We start from the raw sequence: 20,219 nt of genomic DNA on the forward strand, positions 1-20,219 counted from the left end.
GATGTCTTTGGTGAAAGTCGCGGCATTTATTATCCCAAGCGTGCTTTACGGGGCCGCAACGTTTGAGCGCTCCAGCAAATTTCCGAACATAGCCGGATTTGGCTTTGAGAGACATGAACTACCGGCCATAGGCACGACGCCCGCGTTGTCCCGGCCTGTGCATCCTGACCTACAACATATAGAAGGATGGATTTCTTCTGTGGGTGCTGCCGTTGCAGCCTTCGACTATGACCAGGATGGACTTAACAATGATTACTGCTTGGTAGATCCGCGGTTCGACACGGTGACCGTGGGGCCGGTCCCCACAACGGGCCAAAGGTTTGCGGCGTTTGAATTGCCTGGGTTCGAAGAACCCGGCGAGCATACGGCCCCAATGGGATGTTTGCCGTTTGATGCGGATGAAGACGGGCGCCAGGACATTGTTGTCTACTATTGGGGCCGTACCCCTTCGCTTCATCTTTCTTCTGAGAGATTCTCGGCTCGCGATTTGGTCCCAACCGAGGAGATTTGGAATACCAATGCGGCCAGTGTAGCAGACCTCAATGGAGACGGGCGGCTTGATCTGGTTTTTGGGAATTATTTCCCTGACGGCCAACATATCCTTGGCCAGACGGGCTCGGTCACAATGCAGCATTCCATGAGCCGCGCCCAAAACGCTGGCCGGAACCGCTTGTTTGTTGCTTCACAAGGCATTGATGGAATTCAGTTTACCGATGCCAGTTCTGCTTTGGACGAGGCGATGAAAGATGGCTGGACGCTTGGTCTAGGTGCCACAGACCTTGATGGGGACGGTTTGCCCGAGCTCTACTTTTCCAATGACTTTGGTCCGGACTATCTGTTGCACAACCGTTCTCAAGACAACCAACTCAGGTTTGTCGCGGTCACCGGCCATCGCGGTTTCACAACACCACGGTCCCGTGTCCTGGGTCGGGACAGTTTCAAGGGCATGGGTGTCGATTTCGGCGACCTCGATGGCGATGGCAATCTTGATCTCTTCATCAGCAACATTGCCGAGGACTATGCCCTGATGGAGAGCCACCTGCTGTTCCTTGGCACTGGAGACAGCGGCGAATTCCTCCAAGGCAGGGCACCTTTTGTCGAAGCAAGTGGCACTTTAGGAGTGGCGCGTAGCGCATGGTCATGGGACGCGCGCATTGCGGATTTCAACAATGACGGTCAGCCCGAGCTCTTGCAGGCGACAGGGTTTTTGAGGGGCGAGATAGATCGGTGGCCCGAGTTGCACGAAGTCGCCATGGGAAATGATGAGCTGCTCCGGTTTGCGTTTGTCTGGCCGCGTTTTGCAAAGGGTGATGACCTCTCTGGTGACAAAGCGGATGCGTTCTTCGTGGCCAACGAGGACGGAGAATTTAGCGATATCGGACACGAACTGGGCTTTGCGACCTCGACCGTATCCCGTGGGATTGCCTTAGCAGATGTCGATGGCGATGGCGACCAGGATGCTTTGATCGCTCGCCAATGGATGCCTTCGATTCTGTTGAAAAATACAGGGCAATATGCTGCCCAGGGCGTTGTGCTCGATCTTCGCTTTGAGAATGAAAACGGGTCCACACGACCCGCGATTGGGGTTTCGGCTACGCTTAGCAGTTCGGATCATCCGCTGGTCTTGCGAGACGCAATAATTGCTGGTGACGGACACTCTGGCAAGAATGCACCGGAGTTGCACTTTGGCCTTGGAGGTTGGCCTCAAGGAGCTGAGATATTCGCCGAATTGGAGTGGACCAACGCTGATGGTCAACACAAGCGCCGGGTCGCAATCGAGCCAGGGCGCCTTGAGATCATACTCTCGCCGCGGATAGCCAGGACCTTACGGCATTCAAGTACATCGGAGGACAACTGATGTCGGTTACATCAATCGATAGTGTAGATTTTCCAAAGCCTTCGAAGGTAGATGCTGGGTTGTCTTGGCAGGATCGGCGCATCGCAGGTTTATCCCGCTTTGCGATTGCGATTACCACACTCAATGTACTCGGCCATCTGTTCCTTGGTTTTGAGCAATCCTGGGCAACCCCCTTTGTCGCGTTGCTTGCCACATATGGTACGGAACTGTTTCTGGAGATCATTTCAGCCCGAGAAGAAGGCAGGCGCCCCAAATTCATCGGTAGCGCAAAGGTGTTTGTACAATTTCTCTTGTCAGCCCATGTGACTGGCCTTGCAATAGGGATGCTGCTGATGCCGCTTGAACAGCTGTGGGTGATCGCCTTTGCTGGTGCACTTGCGATCGCTTCAAAGCGTTTGTTTCAAGTCGCGATAGACTCTAGAAAACGACATTTTCTCAACCCTTCAAATTTTGGCATTACGGTCGCTCTTCTGCTTTTCCCAACGGTGGGAATTGCGCCACCATACCAGTTTACCGAGGCTACATCTGGGATTGTCGATATCCTGCTGCCGCTACTGATCATCGGGACCGGAAGCCTGTTGAACCTTAAGCTGACGGGTCGAATGCCTCTATTGTTGGTATGGGTCGGGGCATTTACACTTCAAGCGGTTGTCCGGGCCTACTGGAACGATACGAGCATTGTCGCAGGCTTGGTGCCGATGACTGGCTTCGCCTTTATTTTGTTTACATTTTACATGATCACCGACCCTGCGACGACGCCTTCAAATCCTCGGAGTCAATGGGTTTTTGGCGCAAGTGTTGCTCTGCTCTATGGCCTTTTCATGGAGCTACACATCGTATTTGGGATGTTTTATTCGCTCACGCTTGTGACCGCGCTTAGGGGGATGTGGGTTGCAATGGGCAATCCTCTCCTAGCGGCCCGGCGACGCCTTTTGGCCGGACAATTCGTTGAGCCGGGTGAATAATGCACACGCGTGTACAGAATGATGGAGCGGCGCGATGAAGCCGATGCAGAATACGGGTGTGTTCGTTAACGCATTGGCTTGCGAATTTCCTGGTGCGCATTCCCCTCAGCAATTTCATGATAACCTGATGGGGCGCCGCCGCGAGTTTAGTGCCATGCCCGCCGATCGTCTCGATCTTGGGGCCTACCATCCGGACCGAGTGGGTGCGGCAGACAGCATTACTGATGTTCAAGTTGCCCTGATCCGGGACTGGAAGTTCGAAACCGAGCGCTTTCACGTCCCCAAAGCAACCTTCGAGAACACTGACCTGACGCATTGGCTCGCACTTGATCTGGCACAGCGGGCTTTATGCGAGATCGGTGGGATAGATATGCTCGATCGAGATCAAACTGCGGTCGTTGTCGCCAATACCTTGACCGGTGAGTTCTCGCGCGCCGCATTGACCCGGCTACGTCTGCCTTTCTTAGACGAGATGTTGGCCCAGGCCCTCGATGGCGTTTTCGGAGAGAGCGAAGCAATTGAGGCCCGCCAACGATTTGCAGATCTTGTAAGGGAGGCGTTTCCCGATCCAAACGAAGACATGTTAGCCGGGGGATTGGCCAATACGATTGCGGGACGTATTGCGAACTACTTCGACTTACGGGGCGGTGCGTACTCTGTGGATGGCGCTTGCGCTTCTTCGCTTGTCGCGCTAGCCCATGCGGTTTCGCTTCTTAAGAGCGGGCGGTCAAAACATGTCATCGTTGGGGGCGTTGATCTCTCCCTTGACCCCTTTGAGTTGGTCGGTTTTTCGCGAAACGGCGCGCTCGCAGAGCAGCGCATGCGCGTGTTTGATCGTCGCGCCGCCGGTTTTTGGCCGGGCGAAGGCGGGGCCATGATGGTGTTGAGTGCCGATCGTGGCGACAGGCTGCCAGAGATCGCTCGTGTTCTGGGCTGGGGAATGTCAACGGACGGTGCGGGCGGACTGACCCGTCCATATGCGGACGGCCAATATTTGGCCTGCTCACGCGCTCTGGCTGCCAGCAACATACGTCCTCTGGACCTCTGCTATGTTGAGGCGCATGGCACTGGAACTGCGGTTGGGGACCCAACTGAAATCCAGGCCCTTTCTCGCATTGCGTCTGATCGAAAGACCGCTTTGCAGATTGGGTCGGTTAAGTCCAACATTGGGCATACCAAGGCGGCCGCCGGGTTTGCTGGCCTAACGAAAGCGATCATGAGCTTGCAGCGTGGCGTGGTGCCCGCTCATGTAGGTTGCGTTTCACCGTCAGCTGCCTTTGAAGAGGCCGAAGAGAAAGTCTCGCCCGCGCTCGATCCACTACTGCTTTCATCTCGCGATGCGAACATCATCGGCGTATCGAGTTTTGGCTTTGGAGGTATCAATACCCATGTGCTGGTTGCCCCAGTTGAAGATCGCAAGACACGCCGCTCAAATACTGCACCTATTGCTCCAGCTATTGACGCTGAAGCAGAGCTTTTGTTGCTTTCGTACCCTTCTCGCGAAGCGCTCGTGGCATCTCTGAAAGATATCGAAGCAAGCGTTGCGACAATCACGATGGCACGGCTCGGTGACGCATGTTGTCATTACTCCCAACCAGCGAGCGCCGGATCTTTCCGGCTAGGGTTTGCCGGGTCAACGGGCACTGAGCTTGCTGCTAAAGCGGCGCTGGCACGGCGATGGATCGAAGATGGAGCGCCGGAGGCGCTTCGTCCCAACTGGCTGGTGGCCAACCTGGGAACGGCGACAACACCCGCCAGAATTGGCCTCTTGTTTCCTGGTCAGGCAGCGCCCGTTTTGGCTGCGAAAGGCTCATGGTCACGCGCCTTTCCGGAGGCAGCGTCTCTGCAAAAAAAATCTGATGTTTGTAAGCTTGCGCCTGACCTGCGTACCGATGTCGCACAGCCCCTCATTACTCTTTCCAATCTGTCTGGTCTCGCGGTGCTCGAAGCAATGGGTATTCGAGCCAAAGCAGCACTTGGTCATTCACTTGGGGAGTTAGCAGCGCTGTCGGCATGTGGCGCGCTGAGCAAGGAGGAGGCAATGCGTCTGAGCTTTCGGCGGGGAAAGGTGATGCAGAACGAAGCCGTCCCGGGTGGCGCGATGATGACTGTCGCAGCAGACACTGCCACAACCGCAGCTCTGATTGATGGGACCAGCGCCAAAATTGCATGCGAAAATGGAGTTCAAGAAACGGTTGTTGGTGGCTCACCCGATGCTCTTGACGCGGTCTCCGCTCGCGCGACTACCATAGGTACTAGAACGCAACGGCTCAAGGTTTCCCACGCCTTTCATACGCCCGACATGGCCTTCGCTCAGGCTCGTTTCGGTGCAGTACTTGCAGGCGTAGTATTCCGGACGCCCGACAAGCTGCGCTTTTATTCCTCCGTTTCAGCTCGAGACGAATCAAAGACGCTTGACGCACATACTCTCTTGCGCGAGCAGCTGACGGCCCCGGTTCGGTTTCATTCCGCGCTTTCTGAAATGGCGCGGAATATTGACCTGTTGATCGAAGTTGGTCCTGGGGAAGGCATGACACGGCTTGCGGCGCTCAGCAACATTCCCTGTGTGGCTCTGGACTATGGCAGCGACAGTTTTGCAAGCCTGCATCGGGTTTGCGCGGCAGTCCATGTCGCAGGTTCGGATATCAACATGAGCCGGCTTTTCGCCGGGCGCGATATTCGCCCTTTCGATGCAATTGAGCAGCAATCGCATTTAACCAATCCCTGCGGTCTTAGAGCCCGCGAAAGCCATGTTGCCTCAAAGTATTCACCCCCAAAAAAGCCAAGAGAGGATGATAAGGCAGTCATTGGGCAGAGGCTCCAACAACCGGGCACCCCGGCAGGTGAACAGGCAGATATCGAAGCCGCCGTGCGGTGCGCCTTTGCCGAGGAAACCGGCTACGCCCCTAACAAGATTGATCTCACCGCACGATTTCAGAGCCAGATGAATATGAACTCGCTTTCGGTGGCGCGTGCGGTTGGTGCTGCCATGCGGCAGCTTGCACTTCCCGTTGCTGGTAGCCCGGTTGATTTTTCAGACAGTTGTGCAGATGAACTGATCAACTATCTGTCACAGGTCTCTAAGAATGGCATTGATCCGTCGCGAACTCGGATCGGAGGTGTGCGTAAGTGGATCTCTGACTACGCAATGACATGGCGCCTCAGCGCCCCGAGCCTATCCGTCAACCTTGGAGATTTCCCTGCCAAGGAAATCTTGCGTGTGCCCCGGCCTTTCACACCAGACGCGGCCAAAGATCTCTTGAGCGCCATTCAAGCCCGCGTTGCAAAAGGTAAACGAGATCTTGTCGTTATCGAAGATAGGTCGAATCTTGGAGGCTTTATCCGTTCGGTCTGGAAAGAAGAGCTCTTTGACGGGATCACACTGATCGACGCAAACGGTCAGATCGACAGGCAAGATTGTATTGATCAGCTATGCAGGCAAGAAAAGCATGGCTTTCGACACTATCGTCTTGAGCCTGGGGGAGGCTTAAGTGAACCGCACTTCGGCCCGGCCAAAGATCTGCCATCGATGAAGCGCCCTGATGGAACGACGCTGCTGGCGGTCGGTTGTGCCAAAGGTATTGGTCTTGACTGCGCGATGGCTATGGCTAAGTCGACAACCGAAATCGTATTTGTCGGCCGTAGTTCAAGAACCGATGCAGATGTCAAAAAGGCGCTTTCGCTTTGTGAGGAGCGCGGAATCGCCACATGTTATTTGCGAGCCGACATTACCGATCTGAGCGCGGTCGAGAAGATTTCTCGCCTACTCTCAAAAAGAGGAAAAGCGCCCACCGATCTGCTTTTTGCACCTGCGGTGAACCAGCCAGCGCGCTTTGAAACGCTCACCGACGAAACTTTAGAACTGACAATAGCGCCGAAATGGGTGGGTCTGGAAAATACCTTGTCTGTCTTTGGCGCGGACCTTTCGCGGGTCATCACTTTTGGCTCGATCATCGGTCGCATCGGTTTACAGGGTGAGGCTCACTATGCACTCGCCAACGCAATGCAGACAACCACGGCTGAGGCATTTGCGCAGGCTAACCATGATTGCGCTGTCCTAAGCATCGAATGGACCGTCTGGAGTGGCGGTGGTATGGGCGAACGCTTGGGTGTGATCGATCAGCTTTCAAACCAAGGTGTCGATGCCCTCAATTACGACGACGCATTGAACAGCTTTGAACAACATCTTGCGCGGGGGACGACAGGAACGATCTGCATCACCAGCCGGTTTGGCTTCGACACGTCGCTTTGCACGGGTCAAACCAAGTCCCAGCCAAGTCGTTTTCTGGAGCGTTCCTTGATCGATTTTCCAGGCGTGGAAGTGGTCTATGAAACGAGTTTGTTTCCGGGCCGGGACCTTTATCTGGATGGGCATAGGATAGATGGGACCATGGTGATGCCCGGTACTGCCGGAATAGAGGCAATGGGCCAAGCCGCTCAAGCGTTAACCGGAGATCGTCCAACCCAGGTATCCGATGTTGTTTTCCATCGGCCGTTACAACTTCTCGATCATGGTAGCTCTGTGAGGATCGCAGCCCTTCGTCAAGCAGGTCGAGTTTGCGAGACGGCAATTTTCGGCAGCGATGATGGTTTTCAGGAACCTTTCGCAACGGCGCGCTTCTTCTGCACGGGCGAACCTGCGACTGATGCACAAAGACCAAGCCTTGCATCAATTCCCTCAAGTTCGGACAGATTCAAATTGGATCATCTATATGGTGGAGATCTTTTCTTCCACGAGGGTCGCTATACGATAGGCAAGCGCGCAAGACTGATTGGAAGCCGGATGTTGGAGGTCGAACTGTCACCTCAGGCATCCTCGAGCTTCGGGCCGCTGGAGCCAGATGAGACCGCCTTTTGGCACATCGAAATGGCGGACGCGGCACTACACCTGCTGCAACTGGCCGTGCCGCAGTGGTGTGTGTTGCCAGTCTCCATCGGGGAGGCTCATGTCCACGGTGATTTGCGCAAGGCGCATCTGCTGAAGGCCATAGAGAACTGGTCTGGTCGAGGCGAATACTGTTTCGACAGTATGCTTTACGATGCTTCGGATCGCCTTCTCGCACATATTCGCAACGCACGTTTCCGACGGGTCGGTCCATTGAGATCCTCATCCGCGAGTGGTCTGTCCAACGATCTCGCGATGGCAGCGGTAGAGCGGGACGCGCGAGAAGCGCTACAGCTTGAGGACCTGCGTGTGGCCTTGGTCAATGACCCACGCCTTTCGCGCGCGGCTCGCCGCAACAAAGCACTCAACAAGATGAACTTACCTACAGAGATTATTCATGGCGCGAACGGTGCTCCGAAACTGCGTGCCGGGGGAGGTCATATCTCCATCTCACATATTTCCGGGTCGACGCTCGCTGTCTGGTCTGGATCACGGATTGCCTGCGATCTCGAACCTTTTTCCCAAGCGCTAGCAAGCGGGGTCACTTTGGACGATTGGTTGCGGCTGGAATTGGCTGTGAAGCTCGGAAGAACGCGGGATGAAGTCATGACCAATGCGAGCGCCAACGTTGTCGCTTGGCTAGGAGACTGTGCCTGGATTGACGGGCGGATCGGGATCGCGAGGCTCGCTAGCAAGAGTATGAGCCCCAAGATCAACAAGGAGGCAAATTATGCTTGATCGCTCTTTTCCGGAACAGAAGGCACCCACAAAGAAGCGTCAGTTCATTTGGCATCACTGCATAAGTTTCGAGGAAACAAACGTAATGGGTAATGTCTATTTTACTCGTCACCTTAGTTGGCAAGGTAAGTGCCGCGAGATGTTTCTCAAGGCCCATGCACCTGGCACTCTTGATGAACTTTCAGACGATTTGCGGCTTGTTACGCTGAGTGTGAACTGCAACTACTTCGACGAGCTCGTGGCATTTGACGACATCGCGCTGCAAATGAGCCTTGCACATCTCAATCAGCACCGCATCGGTTTGGATTTTGCCTATGTACGCTCCGGCGACGACCCTCGTTCTGGAGAGAGATTTGCACAAGGATTTCAAGAGGTCGGCTGCATGCGCCTTGTTGCGCCAAGAAGACTCATGCCCTGTAGTCCGCCAAGCGAGCTCCAACAAGCTTTGAACGAATTCGCATGAGATCCGTCAGAAACCGAAGTTTGAGCGAATGCTTCAGACGAAAGCACTTTTCGAGAATTCAGAGGAAGTCTTGCCAAAGTAGGAGGAGACAATGACTAAACCAATTATTTCAGGACCCTATCGTACGTTTAGGGCGCTAAATGACTATGAAAGTTACGTTGAGTTTGAGGGATCAACCATAACAATTCCATTGCGAGCTCGCCGCTCGCCTAACGAAGAATGGATGTCTGATGAGATCAAGCTTCGCGCCTTCATGCGCCTAGAGGTTTACCCGCCCTATGTGAACAATCTGGGCACGCGAGAGTTTCAATTCACTATTCGGGACTGGGATCTCTATGGCAAAAGCCCGATGCTCAACCAGCTCTTCTATGGAGACCCTCGCGGTCGACTTGTGACAGACAAGGAAACTGGCCTGTCTGATTATGTACCAGCTGCAATGACGTTTAGGGTTAGCCCGAACAATAGATTGAAAGTTGACCCAGACTCACCTCAGGAAGCCAGAGCACTCTTTGGTGACGATTCGGATATTGAACTACGCGACCTCAATAGCCACCATCTGCGCGTGTGGCATAGCGACCCCTCATCAGGCGAGCGTGCGCAGAAGTATAGCAATCCCCACAATAAGATTTATTGGGAAATTGTGTCAGCTGAGTCCTTGTCGAAGGAGGGGCTTTCAAACCTTCTTCCGGGCGGCTCAGAAGGAACCCTCTTCATTCTGTTTCACAAGAAGCATCCCAACATACCAGGCGATTCAGGAGAGTTTGATCTTAAGAACCCCGAAGATCGAGCAAGATACCTAGTCGCGTTCTCTGAATTCGAATCACAAGATGAGATCGAGGCACATGGCCGTAGCCTGAGTAGAACGCGCTCTCGGCTGTTAGGGCGGGGTCTGGGTTCGATGGTCACACAACTGAGAGGGAACTCGGTGATCTCCAGCTTTTCACGTTCAAAGCAGAGCTTAGACATACGGGTTCCAATAAATCCTGCGTTTACCGAAAAAGGAACTCTGCAAGAACGTGCAACCGAGCTGTTGAAAGAGTCCGACGCCGGGAAGATACGTGGAGAGATACAATTTGCTAGTCCCTCTCGCAGTCTTGGGACCGCAGACAGAGCGCCATTGCCCGGCGAACCTTTCGATTCAGCAGACTTTCCAGCCAGAATCACTTATGCCATCAACTACGATATTTTCGTCAATGATCAAAAGTTCGTGGAAGATCAGGCAGGGATAGCGATCGCAGTTGGAGCCGAGGAGATCCCACCGCGAGATGTGAAGGTTGCCTTTGAAAAACCGCAGGCGGGCCTAGTAGCAGACCGGTACCTCGAGTTTTCAGCAGGCTCATGTACTGGGATGATGGAAATTACGAAAGAAGAGTTTGAGGAAGGGATGAATTTCTCGAGGTATTGGAGAAATGTCCCACTTGCGCCTGATGCTTTGGAACTTCGAAGCAATGGCGGAATTTTCGAGGACTACAATCCCAAAAAAAACTACTGAAGCTGAGTTAGAGAACGCCCCATTGCGTAGCATGAAGCAAGCCATAAGAAAATCGTATGGCTGCCTTAGGGTAGCCATTCGTGCGGCATGGGTTCTCTCCTTCTTGTTGGCTGCCGTGTTTGCGGTGGCGATTATTCAAGTACTTGCAAAGTTGTTCGCAGGCAAAACGCGTTATCACGAGCTTAGTGGGCTCGTAATATCTCGTACCTGTGACTTTCTTGGTCCAACATTCATCAAGATCGGACAATCGATATCGTACAGGGAAGATATCTTCCCACAGGAATTCCTATCTCCATTCAAGCGGCTTTGCGACCAAGTTCGTCCAGAGTCATTCCGCAAGGCAGAGCAAACAATTATCGACTCCCTTGGCGTGACTAAGTACGAGTCCGTCTTTCAAGAGATTTCTCATGTTCCGGTCGGGGCGGGAAGCGTTGCGACGGTCTTTTCAGCCAAGGGATCTGATGGGAGAATGCTTGCGGTCAAAGTGATAAAAAGACACGCGGAAGAAAACATACGATGTGATCTAACAGTTGCTTCGTTTTTCATGAAGCTAGTTTCCTTTCACCCTTACTTTAAGACAGTGCCTGTTGCTGAATGTACGAGTTTCGTGTTCCGATCGATCTTAGATCAGGTGGACCTGAGAATTGAACATAAGAGGTTGGCTGCACTTGCAAATGATCATCGAGTGACCCGAAACATCGAAATCCCTAGGGTTTGGAGTGACCTTGTCTCGAAATCTGTCCTAGTTATGGAATTTGTGCAGTTTGCTCGACCCATCAATCACAATGACATTGGGCTTTCCTGTTATCGAGATGCGGCGGATAGGCTCCTTAGATCAATCTATGCCATGATCTTTGAAACGGGCTTGGTTCACTGTGATTTTCATCCCGGAAACATTCTCATAACGCCCAGCTGTAAGACCTATCTATTGGATGCTGGCCTAATGTCCGAACTGACTCCAAAGGAGCGCGAGCTTTTCACGGATTTTTTCCTTGGTCTAGCCTTTGGTGAAACTGATCGCATCGCAGACAGTATTTTGCGATCCAGCGTCGTTTCAACCGAAGGCCTCGATAGAGTTCATTTCCATGAGGAAATTAGGGGGTTTGTCAAGCGGCATAGCAAAAAGTTGGCGGGAGAATTTTCAGTTGCAAGAGTTGTTCTCGACGTCTTTGCTTTGCAAAAGAAGTTCGGTCTCAACTCTGGAACCAATTTTGTGTCGTGCATTTGGGCGCTTGCAATGTTTGAAGGTTTGGTTCGTCATAGAGTTCCGGATTTAGACTTCCAGGAGATATCTAAGGACTTTCTTGCAGTGTCGATTATCCGGGCTATCCGGGCTTGAACTGTTCCTAAACATCGCTGTCTTCTTGATGGAGGCATAACATAAGACAGATTCCGCAGCGGTGGTCGCCCCAAAACCGACAAATGCTTTATGGCAGCAATGTCCGCGCCTTGCCTGTTGGCTCGCCATGCGGCGAATGGTCAGTTTGGCTTCCGACGAAAGTTGAGCGGCTGAACGGCCGGTTAAGGGAATCTGCTGCGGCGCCGCGTACACGATGCTGCGCATGCACGGCATTCCTGCGTCAGCAGCGTGCGAAATCCTCAAGGTCCGGAGAGTCCCGCGCAGCTGGCTTTTAGGAATGTTTCGTCGAACGGCGGCTCGCCGGATTATTGATAAGGCGCTTCTATTCAGATTGTCGGTTCGGTCTCAAGAGCAACGGAGTGGGGACTTGCATTTTAAGGGGTGCGACGAGGCAATCGGTCGCTCCATAAAGAGAAGGTAGTTCATTACGAAATTTTTGGTCAGTTTACCGTGCCGCTGTGATATGAGTGCTCTGAAATAAAAGGGTTTTTCAAGTGCGGATAGGTAATGTCAGATGGAGCGCCACACTTGTTGAAGCACCAAGCAATTGAGACCCAAATCAACTTTTTTTTCGCCCAAAGACAAGGTCTTTGTCGCCCAAGTATCAAAATCCCCTTGTTATAATAGGGGCGGGAAAGCGTCTCATTTTCTTAACAGACGCTTTCTCAGTCAGTATCAATAGTACGAAGGTATTGACGTGCGTCCGGTAATAGGGCTGTTTCATCCTATGACGACATCGCAGCATATCTTTCTCATACGGTTTCTCTGATCTGCCCCTGTTAGGGCAGACCGTTGGCTGCTTCTCAATTCTACTCTTCTTCGCACGTTGTCGGTCGGTTTTTCTCACTGGATAGATGAGGGAACTGCTATGAAGACCATCAAACTCCTACTCGCCACTGATTCCAATTTTGAAAAAGGTGCTCTTACGCATCGGTTCACTGAATACTTGAAGAAATTGCGCAAAACGCGGCTGGCCAGAGAATTCATCGGAGACGATGAGCATTCGGTCGATCTGTGTGACGTCAGCGCCCACCGGACAAATTTAGGGGTTTGAGCAACGGAGGATTTCTGGTTCATCGAAGCCATTATGGAGCGAAGATGAACAAGATACCCGGAACATCGAAGGATGCCGCTGACAAGCTGGTCAGAGGTATCAAGCGCAAGACGCGCAAGCCCTACTCGGCCGAAGAGAAGATCAGGATCGTCCTGGCGGGGCTGCGGGGCGAAGAGAGTATCGCTGCGCTGTGCCGCCGCGAGGGGATCGCCGAGAGCCTGTATTATTCCTGGTCAAAGGAATTTTTCGAAGCTGGGAAGAACCGCTTGGCGGGTGACACGGCGCGACAAGCGACATCCCCTGAAGTCAAAGAACTGCGGTCGGAATCTGCGGCCCTGAAGGAAGTGGTCGCGGAACTGACGCTGGAAAACCGTCTGCTCAAAAAAAGCATGATCGGGGATGGGGAGTTCGAAGAATGAGATACCCAGCCTCTGAGAAGCTTGAGATTATTCGCACGGTCGAGGCCTCGCATCTGCCGATACGGCAAACACTGAAGATGCTCGGTATTCCCAGCAGTACCTACTACGACTGGTATGCCCGCTGGAGCGACGGTGGCATCGATGCGCTCGCTGACAGGTCTCCCCGGCCAAGGTCGGTGTGGAACCGTATCCCGGACCAGGTCCGCAACGATGTTGTCGACTTTGCCCTGGAGCACGAGGACCTGACACCCCGGGAACTGGCGGTCAAATACACCGATGAGAAGCGCTACTTTGTCTCAGAATCATCAGTCTATCGCATTCTCAGCGCCGAGGATCTTATCACGGCACCGGCCCATGTTGTGATCTGCGCGGCCGATGAGTTCCGGGACAAGACAACCAGACCGAACGAGCTCTGGCAGACGGACTTCACCTATCTCAAGGTTATTGGCTGGGGCTGGTTCCATCTCAGCACCGTCCTTGACGATTTCAGCCGATACATCATCGCTTGGAAGCTTTGCACCACGATGAAGACCAAGGATGTCACCGACACGCTGGACCTGGCACTGGACGCATCAGGGTGCAATCAGGCCATGGTCGTGCACAAGCCACGGCTGCTCAGCGACAACGGCTCGTCCTATGTGGCGGCCGATCTCGCCGACTATCTTGAGGGTAAGGGCATGGATCACGTTCGTGGTGCCCCGCATCACCCCCAAACCCAGGGCAAGATCGAAAGGTGGCATCAGACCATGAAGAACAGGGTTCTCCTGGAAAACCACTTCCTGCCCGGCGATCTGGAACGCCAAATCGGCGCGTTTGTCGATCACTATAACAACCACCGTTATCACGAAAGCTTGGACAACCTGACCCCCGCCGACGTCTATCTCGGTCGAGGCGCAAAGATCCTGAAAATGCGAGAGGAAATCAAGAAACAGACAATCAGAAAACGCCGGTTGCAGCACCAAGCCGCTGCCGCATAAACTCAAAAAGAAATCGAACCAGAGCCTTCGTTACGATACAGCCTCAGCTCTCCGAAAAACTCTGACGACGGACAATGAATTCCTGACCCTAGTGGAAGAACTTGGGTTCTACTCGGGAGGGGTCGGATCCTACTCTCCAAATACGGGTTTCGAACTTAGTCTTTTTGCCGGAAAAACCGACAACCTTCCAGTTGCAGGAAGCCGTATCTGCCATCGATCAACTATCCGCAAGTCTGCGCGCGGCCGAGGCCCGCAAGGCTGGTCTGGAGCGACGGACAGCAGCGAAGATCGATGGTGTTGATGCCGGCGTGGTCGAAGCCGAACAGGCTTTGGCGCAGGCGCTTTGGCACCTGGCGCAAACAGTCGTGCGCGCGCCCGAGGACGGCTTTGTCACAGCCGTTTCTCTACGTCCCGGAAATCGAGTGTCCATTGCACAGGGGGCGATCTCTTTTGTTGTCCCCGATGACCGCCATCTGATCGCAAGTCTACCGCAATCAAGCCGTATGAATGTTGCCGTCGGCAGCAAGATACGCCTTGCTCTGCGAACCTTGCCGGGCAGCGAGATTTCTGGGACAGTCGTATCGCTGCCCGTGGGAACGGCAGAGGGCGTTGTTGACTCGCGGGAGGGCCTTCCATCACTGCGCGATTTGGCCGGCGTGTCCAGTTATCCGGTGCTGATCGAAGTTCCGGACCAGATCAATGTCGAAGATTTCCCATTCGGGACTTCTGGCTCTGCGCTGGTGATCACGGACAAGGCGGGCGCAATCGGTGTGTTGGCGGAAATCCTGTTCTGGATCACCAAAAAGCTGAATTACATTTGAAATACTGGAGGGACGAAATGAATATAGAATATGTGATTAAAGGGATCGGTTTAGCCTTGGTTATGGCGACTGGAACAACCGCTTCCGCGCAGCAAAGCGATTGGTCCCATGAAGCGACGATTTATCTTTTCATGCCTGAAACGGAAACGTCTATCGAAACGCCGTCGGGGACATTGGACGGCACGTTGAGTTTTTCTGACGCTCTGAGCAACTTGGATTTCGCATTCATGGGCGCGTTTGCGGCATCCAATGGTCGTTGGAGCCTGCTGGCTGACTACAATTATACAAATCTATCCTTCAGCAACAGTGGTTCCGGTCCGTCTGGATCCACTCTCAACACATCATTCACCACTCAGTTCCTCAGCGGGTACGTGGCCTATCGGGTCTATGAGGACCCCGCTGTTCAACTGGACATTGCCGGCGGTTTCAGATGGTTCAGCACCGAAACAAATTTCACGCTGACGCCCAGCTCGGCACCGGGGCGTACGACTACAGTTGACGACGATTGGGTCGATCCGGTCATTGGCGCAAGAGCACGTTTCGTATTCTCTGAAAAATGGACGGGAACCGGGTTCATCGACTATGGCGGCTTCCGCAACGGCAGCGAAACGTGGCAGGTTCTGTTGACGGCAGATTATGCCATCAACGACAGATGGGTGATCCGTGGCGGATATCGCTATATCGCCTTCGACCATGAGATCGGCGGCAATGATTTCGAGTTCCATCAGTCCGGGCCGTTGATCGGGGCGACCTACCGATTCTGATTGATTGTAAACGAAAATTGTTTTCGGTTTCGACATGGAACGAGACGTCAGACGGGCAGATCGCGCAAGTATGGTGTGTGTACCTGCCTTTTTGCGTTGTTTGCTGCGTTCCGTGGGCGGGCGTTCCAGCAACCATCCTGCTTTTCCGGCGTGATGAAGGGCTGCGTACCCGGTAACGCGGGGATAGCGCGGAACGGGTCGCAACCGATCTGCGGTCGGAATGGCCGCCTGATCCGGTATCCAGGCGGCCCTGCCTGTCAGAACCAGCGGCCAATGGCTGTGACGGATGGCGCCAGGGCTGCCGAATCCGAGATCGCCGAGAAGACGATGAATGTCGATTGCGACGACGAAGGCGTATCAAACCCGGTAAACCGGGTTGCAACGCCTCCAGTGCCGTTCAGGTTCGGGGGCGTCGAAAAGTCAGCCGGAAAATCCCAGATTATCGGGCCGCTTTTGAAAAGAGCACCCTCAGCAGTCGTGCATGCCACGGGTGCAAGCGTGGCGGTACAGATCTGAGTACCGTCGGCAAACCGAACATAATCTCCGTTGGCGTTGCTGCCGCGCTCAATGACAGCGCCGGTCGGAACACCAGCGTTTTCCGTCACTGTTCCAAGAAGGTTTCCGGGGCCGTATCCATAGTCGGCGCGCATCAGTCGGCCCGAAGTGGTATCGCTGGCGTCGGCCTGAACAGCTGTCCCCGACACGGTTCCGGCAACAGGATCAAAGGTCATCACTTCTGTCCAGTTGCCGCCGTCGGGAGACACTTTGATGGAAAACCCGGTAGTGCCAGACAGTCCCATTTCGGCGTGACCCGTCCAGTTCGATTGGAACAACAGCGACGCGGTATCACCGGCGCTGGCTTTGTTGATCTTCAGCTGATGCCCGCCGCCTTCGTGGCTCAGCAAGGTCGCCGGGCTGCGAACGGACAGACGGTTCGTACTGTCTGAATTGGTCGCAACCCCGACTCCGTCCAAGTTCTGAGTGCTGACAGGCAGGGGGGCCCAGGCTGTTCCTGTCCAGAATTTCAGATCTCCGGCCGCTTCATCCCAGGCGCGCCAGCCAATGTCGGGGGTAACGAAATGCCAGGCGTTGTCCAGCCAGACGGCAAGTTCACCAGCATGTCCTGCCCAGTCCCCGGTCGGGTTGGCTCCAAGAGCATGAACTTCGCCTTGCGCGGGAACAACAGGAGGTGTCCCGGAATCTGTTGACCGTACCGAGAGTTGCACGACCAGATCGAGCCGTCTCAGGGCTTCGTTGTGGGTAACGTGTTTTTGCGCCTGTGCCGGTTGCAGCAAAGGCAGGTTCAATCGGGGGGATGTTTGTGACACGGGGGTCCTCCTGTGGCGTCGGTCCGAAGCTTCGGTTGCGCGCTACCCTGCCGCAAAGCGCGTCAATCCTGTCTGACCGGGCCGACCGCCCAGGGAAGATTTTGGAAAGATTCTGGTGTCTGCGAAGAACCCGCCGATGGGTGTTCCCGTGCAGAGCAATGCCCGAGAATCAATCTCGGGCGTAGATGTCGTCGTATCGGATGATGTCGTCTTCACCCAGATAGGTGCCAGTCTGAACCTCGATCAAAACCATGGGAACTTTCCCGGGGTTTTCCATTCGGTGTGTCGCTCCCAGCGGGATATAGACGGATTGGTTTTCGGTTACCAAACGCTCCTGATCACCGATGGTGACCTTGGCCGTGCCTTCAACCACGATCCAATGCTCGGAACGATGATGGTGGGATTGCAGGCTGAGCGACGCGCCGGGATGAACATGGATGCGCTTGACCTGAAACCTGTCTCCGATCACCAGGCTTTCGAACCAGCCCCACGGACGATGATCCACCGGCAGGGATTCTGCCTGTTTCACCCCTTTGGCCTTCAGTGCCGTAACGGCTTGTTTCACGTCCTGGGCCTTGTCCATGCTCGCGACCAGAACCGCATCGGGCATCGCAATGGCGATTACGTTTTCAAGACCCATTGCCACGATTTCCTGCGCCGGCGACTCGGACCGTATCAGTGCATTGCGGCAGTCGATTGCGGTTACTTCTCCGTTGGTCGCCACACCGTCTTCATCGGGGTTCGACAGCTCTTGAACCGCAGTCCAGCTTCCGACATCGGACCAGCCAGCGGAATAAGGCACCACGCTCAGGTTCAGGGCCTTTTCCATCACGGCGTAGTCTATTGAAATATCTTCCACGCCCGCCCATGCCGCCGGGTCCAATCGAAGAAAGCCCAAATCCGTTTTTGCCTCGGCAACGGCCTTTTGAACCGGCGGGATCAGTTCGCTCGCATGCTGTTCAAAAGCTTCCAGGATATCGCGAACGGCAAACAGGAAGATGCCCGAGTTCCAAAGATAGCTGCCATCCGACAGCATCGCCTCGGCCGTTTTCCGGTCAGGTTTTTCCACAAAACGATCCAATGGGACAACCTCATGGGTCGATTCCGGAGGATGGCGGAGTTTGAGATAGCCGTAACCGGTTTCCGGGTGTGTCGGAGTGATGCCAAAGGTAACCAGATCGCGTCGTTCATTTATTGCCCGTACGCCTTCGGCGACGGCTTGATGAAAGGCGCCCATGTCCGGAACCACGTGATCAGACGGCGCCACCAGCATGATGCCATCCGGATCTCGTGCCGCCAGATACAAGGCTGCGGCAAGAACAGCGGGGGCGGTGTTTCGACCTTCGGGCTCGATCAGAACTGGGCCGGGGTCAATTCCGACGGCCATCAATTGTTCGGGGACAATAAAGCGAAACGCCTCGTTGGTCAGAATCAGGGGCTTTGCGTATGGCTCTTGAGATGGCCCGAGCATCCGTTCCGCGCAATTCTGCAACAGGCTTGTTTCGCCGACCAGAGGAACGAATTGCTTGGGATAGCTTTTGCGTGACAGGGGCCACAAACGTGTTCCCGATCCACCGCAAAGAATGACGGGGTAGACTGTATTGGTCATGCACGTGCCTTCGAATTGCGGGTGACTGACGGTATTGCCATGTTTTTAGACAAGTAAAACAATCTGTGGCTACTGAGCGGCTTTCCCTGTGGCGACAATGTCATTCAGATATTGGCTCAGATCATCGCGCAGGTCTTCGCGGGCAAGAGCAAAGGCAACGGTGGCTTGCAGAAAGCCTGATTTTGAACCGCAATCAAAACGCTGACCGTCGAATTTGTAACCGAAGGCCGGCACTCCGGCGGCAATGTCCTGGGCGATGGCGTCGGTCAGCTGGATTTCGCCGCCGCTTCCGGTTTTTTTTGCGTTGAGGTTGTCGAAAACGGAAGGCCGAAGCACATACCGGCCGATGACCGCCAGATTGGACGGTGCTTCCGATGGGTCAGGCTTTTCAACCATGCCTCTGGTGGGGACGACAGACCCGATATTGTCGCCAACATCGAGCACGCCGTAAGAACTTGTCTTCTCCTTCGGAACTTCCATCGCCGCGACCATGTTGCCACCGGTGTCTTCGTAAGCCTCGATCATCTGTTGCAGACAGGGTTTGTCGGCGGCGATGACGTCGTCAGGCAGCATGACGGCAAATGGTTCATCACCGATCAGCCGACGGGCACACCAGACCGCGTGTCCAAGCCCCAGAGCTTTATGCTGGCGGATATAAGCGATCGCGCCGCTTTCCATATTCGTTTTGTTCAGCACTTCCAGAAGCTTGTTCTTGCCTTTGGCTTTCAGCTCCTGCTCCAGAACCAGGTTGTGGTCGAAATAATCTTCCAGCGCGGATTTTCCGCGTGACGTTACGAAAATGAACTCCTTGATCCCGGCTGCACGGGCTTCGTCAATGGCGTATTGCACCAATGGACGATCCACCAGCGTCATGATTTCTTTTGGAACGGATTTGGTCGCTGGCAAAAAACGCGTTCCCATGCCCGCTACTGGAAAAACCGCTTTGGTAACTTTGCGTGTCATGGTGCCTCTCAATTATCAAGTTTTGCCAGCAGAGCAGGATATGTCCGGAATGTCCTCATAGGCCGCAATACCCTGTCAATCAATGATGCCTGATGGATCAGGCTGCTATCAGTCAAATCGTGCCACCTTGCCAGGGAGGAGTCAAAAGCCCGGTCTGATGCGGTATCCATACAATGTTTGTGTACCATGTGCTTGGATCATTGGCTGACTGCACGGTGAAGAGCGGGATAAATCGCTTCGGTCCGTCACGAATAATTCATAGGCCTGTTCCCCACGGCGTGTTTTGCAGATCATGGCGTTCCCCGAACCGACCCGACTGTGTTGCCGCGCCGCGTATCATGTTATTTTTGCGTGATTTTCCCAACCTGAAAACCGCAACCCGCCCAAAGCCGCCCACAACCCTCCTTTTCGGAAGCAAGGGGCCTGAAGGACATACCGTGTCAGAGGACGCAGACGGACAGAGTATCTTGCTTCGAATAAGGGCGGCTGACCGCCTTGTTCAACGCGTCCGTGTTTTTGATTT

13 protein-coding genes are annotated in these 20,219 nt (G+C 54.2%); 10 read left to right on the forward strand and 3 right to left on the reverse strand.

Features of this window, described 5'->3' with window-relative positions:
* Position 1 precedes the first annotated feature (1 nt).
* The 10 genes from NOR97_RS17055 (at position 2) to NOR97_RS17100 (ending at position 15,796) form a co-directional block, all read left to right on the forward strand.
* Positions 2-1,858: a CRTAC1 family protein gene (locus tag NOR97_RS17055; protein WP_257601250.1), complete on the forward strand. Its 1,857-nt coding sequence runs from the start codon at positions 2-4 to the stop codon at positions 1,856-1,858.
* A complete protein-coding gene (locus tag NOR97_RS17060; protein WP_170335397.1) occupies positions 1,858-2,823 on the forward strand; it encodes an RnfABCDGE type electron transport complex subunit D in 966 nt (321 codons plus the stop codon). The genes NOR97_RS17055 and NOR97_RS17060 overlap by 1 nt, the downstream gene beginning before the upstream one ends.
* Before the next feature lie 34 nt (positions 2,824-2,857).
* Positions 2,858-8,446 carry a type I polyketide synthase gene (locus NOR97_RS17065; protein WP_257601252.1) on the forward strand — a complete coding sequence of 1,863 codons (5,589 nt, stop codon included), beginning with the start codon at positions 2,858-2,860 and terminating at the stop codon, positions 8,444-8,446.
* Positions 8,439-8,909 (forward strand): thioesterase family protein, encoded by a 471-nt coding sequence (locus NOR97_RS17070; RefSeq protein WP_170335393.1) that lies wholly within the window; start codon positions 8,439-8,441, stop codon positions 8,907-8,909. Before NOR97_RS17065 ends, NOR97_RS17070 begins: the two co-directional genes overlap by 8 nt.
* A gap of 91 nt (positions 8,910-9,000) precedes the next feature.
* On the forward strand, positions 9,001-10,401 hold the full coding sequence (locus tag NOR97_RS17075) for a hypothetical protein (protein ID WP_257601254.1): 1,401 nt from the start codon (positions 9,001-9,003) through the stop codon (positions 10,399-10,401).
* Positions 10,319-11,740 carry an AarF/ABC1/UbiB kinase family protein gene (locus NOR97_RS17080; protein WP_257601256.1) on the forward strand — a complete coding sequence of 474 codons (1,422 nt, stop codon included), beginning with the start codon at positions 10,319-10,321 and terminating at the stop codon, positions 11,738-11,740. Before NOR97_RS17075 ends, NOR97_RS17080 begins: the two co-directional genes overlap by 83 nt.
* An 889-nt stretch (positions 11,741-12,629) precedes the next feature.
* A complete protein-coding gene (locus NOR97_RS17085) occupies positions 12,630-12,815 on the forward strand; it encodes a hypothetical protein (RefSeq protein ID WP_170347595.1) in 186 nt (61 codons plus the stop codon).
* Positions 12,816-12,859: 44 nt separating this feature from the next.
* Positions 12,860-14,211 (forward strand): IS3 family transposase gene (locus NOR97_RS17090; protein WP_257601257.1). Its coding sequence is split into 2 segments (ribosomal slippage): positions 12,860-13,196 and positions 13,196-14,211, totalling 1,353 coding nucleotides; the frame shifts between segments, so codons are not numbered across the junction.
* A gap of 164 nt (positions 14,212-14,375) precedes the next feature.
* Positions 14,376-15,032: an HlyD family secretion protein gene (locus NOR97_RS17095; RefSeq protein WP_257601258.1), complete on the forward strand. Its 657-nt coding sequence runs from the start codon at positions 14,376-14,378 to the stop codon at positions 15,030-15,032.
* A 17-nt stretch (positions 15,033-15,049) separates the two neighbouring features.
* The gene (locus NOR97_RS17100; protein ID WP_257601260.1) at positions 15,050-15,796 is read left to right on the forward strand and encodes an outer membrane protein; all 747 of its coding nucleotides are present in this window, start codon (positions 15,050-15,052) and stop codon (positions 15,794-15,796) included.
* Between the two features lie 257 nt (positions 15,797-16,053).
* Here the strand turns inward: NOR97_RS17100 and NOR97_RS17105 are convergent, their stop codons facing one another.
* From NOR97_RS17105 to galU, 3 genes are all read right to left on the reverse strand, one after another.
* On the reverse strand, positions 16,054-17,124 hold the full coding sequence (locus NOR97_RS17105) for a DUF2793 domain-containing protein (RefSeq protein WP_257601261.1): 1,071 nt from the start codon (positions 17,122-17,124) through the stop codon (positions 16,054-16,056).
* Between the two features lie 169 nt (positions 17,125-17,293).
* Positions 17,294-18,733, reverse strand: a complete 1,440-nt coding sequence (locus tag NOR97_RS17110) for a mannose-1-phosphate guanylyltransferase/mannose-6-phosphate isomerase (RefSeq protein WP_257601262.1) — start codon at positions 18,731-18,733, stop codon at positions 17,294-17,296.
* A gap of 69 nt (positions 18,734-18,802) precedes the next feature.
* Positions 18,803-19,696 (reverse strand): UTP--glucose-1-phosphate uridylyltransferase GalU, encoded by an 894-nt coding sequence (galU, locus tag NOR97_RS17115; protein WP_170347094.1) that lies wholly within the window; start codon positions 19,694-19,696, stop codon positions 18,803-18,805.
* Positions 19,697-20,219 lie beyond the last annotated feature (523 nt).

It is taken from the genome of Ruegeria sp. YS9 (genome assembly GCF_024628725.1).
Classification (GTDB): Bacteria; Pseudomonadota; Alphaproteobacteria; order Rhodobacterales; family Rhodobacteraceae; genus Ruegeria; species Ruegeria atlantica_C.

Bases quoted from the DNA above. Each gene is read 5' to 3' on its own strand.
- galU (WP_170347094.1), bottom strand. From the start codon at position 19,696: ATGACACGCAAAGTTACCAAAGCGGTTTTTCCAGTAGCGGGCATGGGA.
- NOR97_RS17085 (WP_170347595.1), top strand. From the start codon at position 12,630: ATGAAGACCATCAAACTCCTACTCGCCACTGATTCCAATTTTGAAAAA.
- NOR97_RS17075 (WP_257601254.1), top strand. From the start codon at position 9,001: ATGACTAAACCAATTATTTCAGGACCCTATCGTACGTTTAGGGCGCTA.
- NOR97_RS17110 (WP_257601262.1), bottom strand. From the start codon at position 18,733: ATGACCAATACAGTCTACCCCGTCATTCTTTGCGGTGGATCGGGAACA.
- NOR97_RS17070 (WP_170335393.1), top strand. From the start codon at position 8,439: ATGCTTGATCGCTCTTTTCCGGAACAGAAGGCACCCACAAAGAAGCGT.
- NOR97_RS17100 (WP_257601260.1), top strand. From the start codon at position 15,050: ATGAATATAGAATATGTGATTAAAGGGATCGGTTTAGCCTTGGTTATG.
- NOR97_RS17080 (WP_257601256.1), top strand. From the start codon at position 10,319: ATGTCCCACTTGCGCCTGATGCTTTGGAACTTCGAAGCAATGGCGGAA.
- NOR97_RS17060 (WP_170335397.1), top strand. From the start codon at position 1,858: ATGTCGGTTACATCAATCGATAGTGTAGATTTTCCAAAGCCTTCGAAG.
- NOR97_RS17055 (WP_257601250.1), top strand. From the start codon at position 2: ATGTCTTTGGTGAAAGTCGCGGCATTTATTATCCCAAGCGTGCTTTAC.
- NOR97_RS17065 (WP_257601252.1), top strand. From the start codon at position 2,858: ATGAAGCCGATGCAGAATACGGGTGTGTTCGTTAACGCATTGGCTTGC.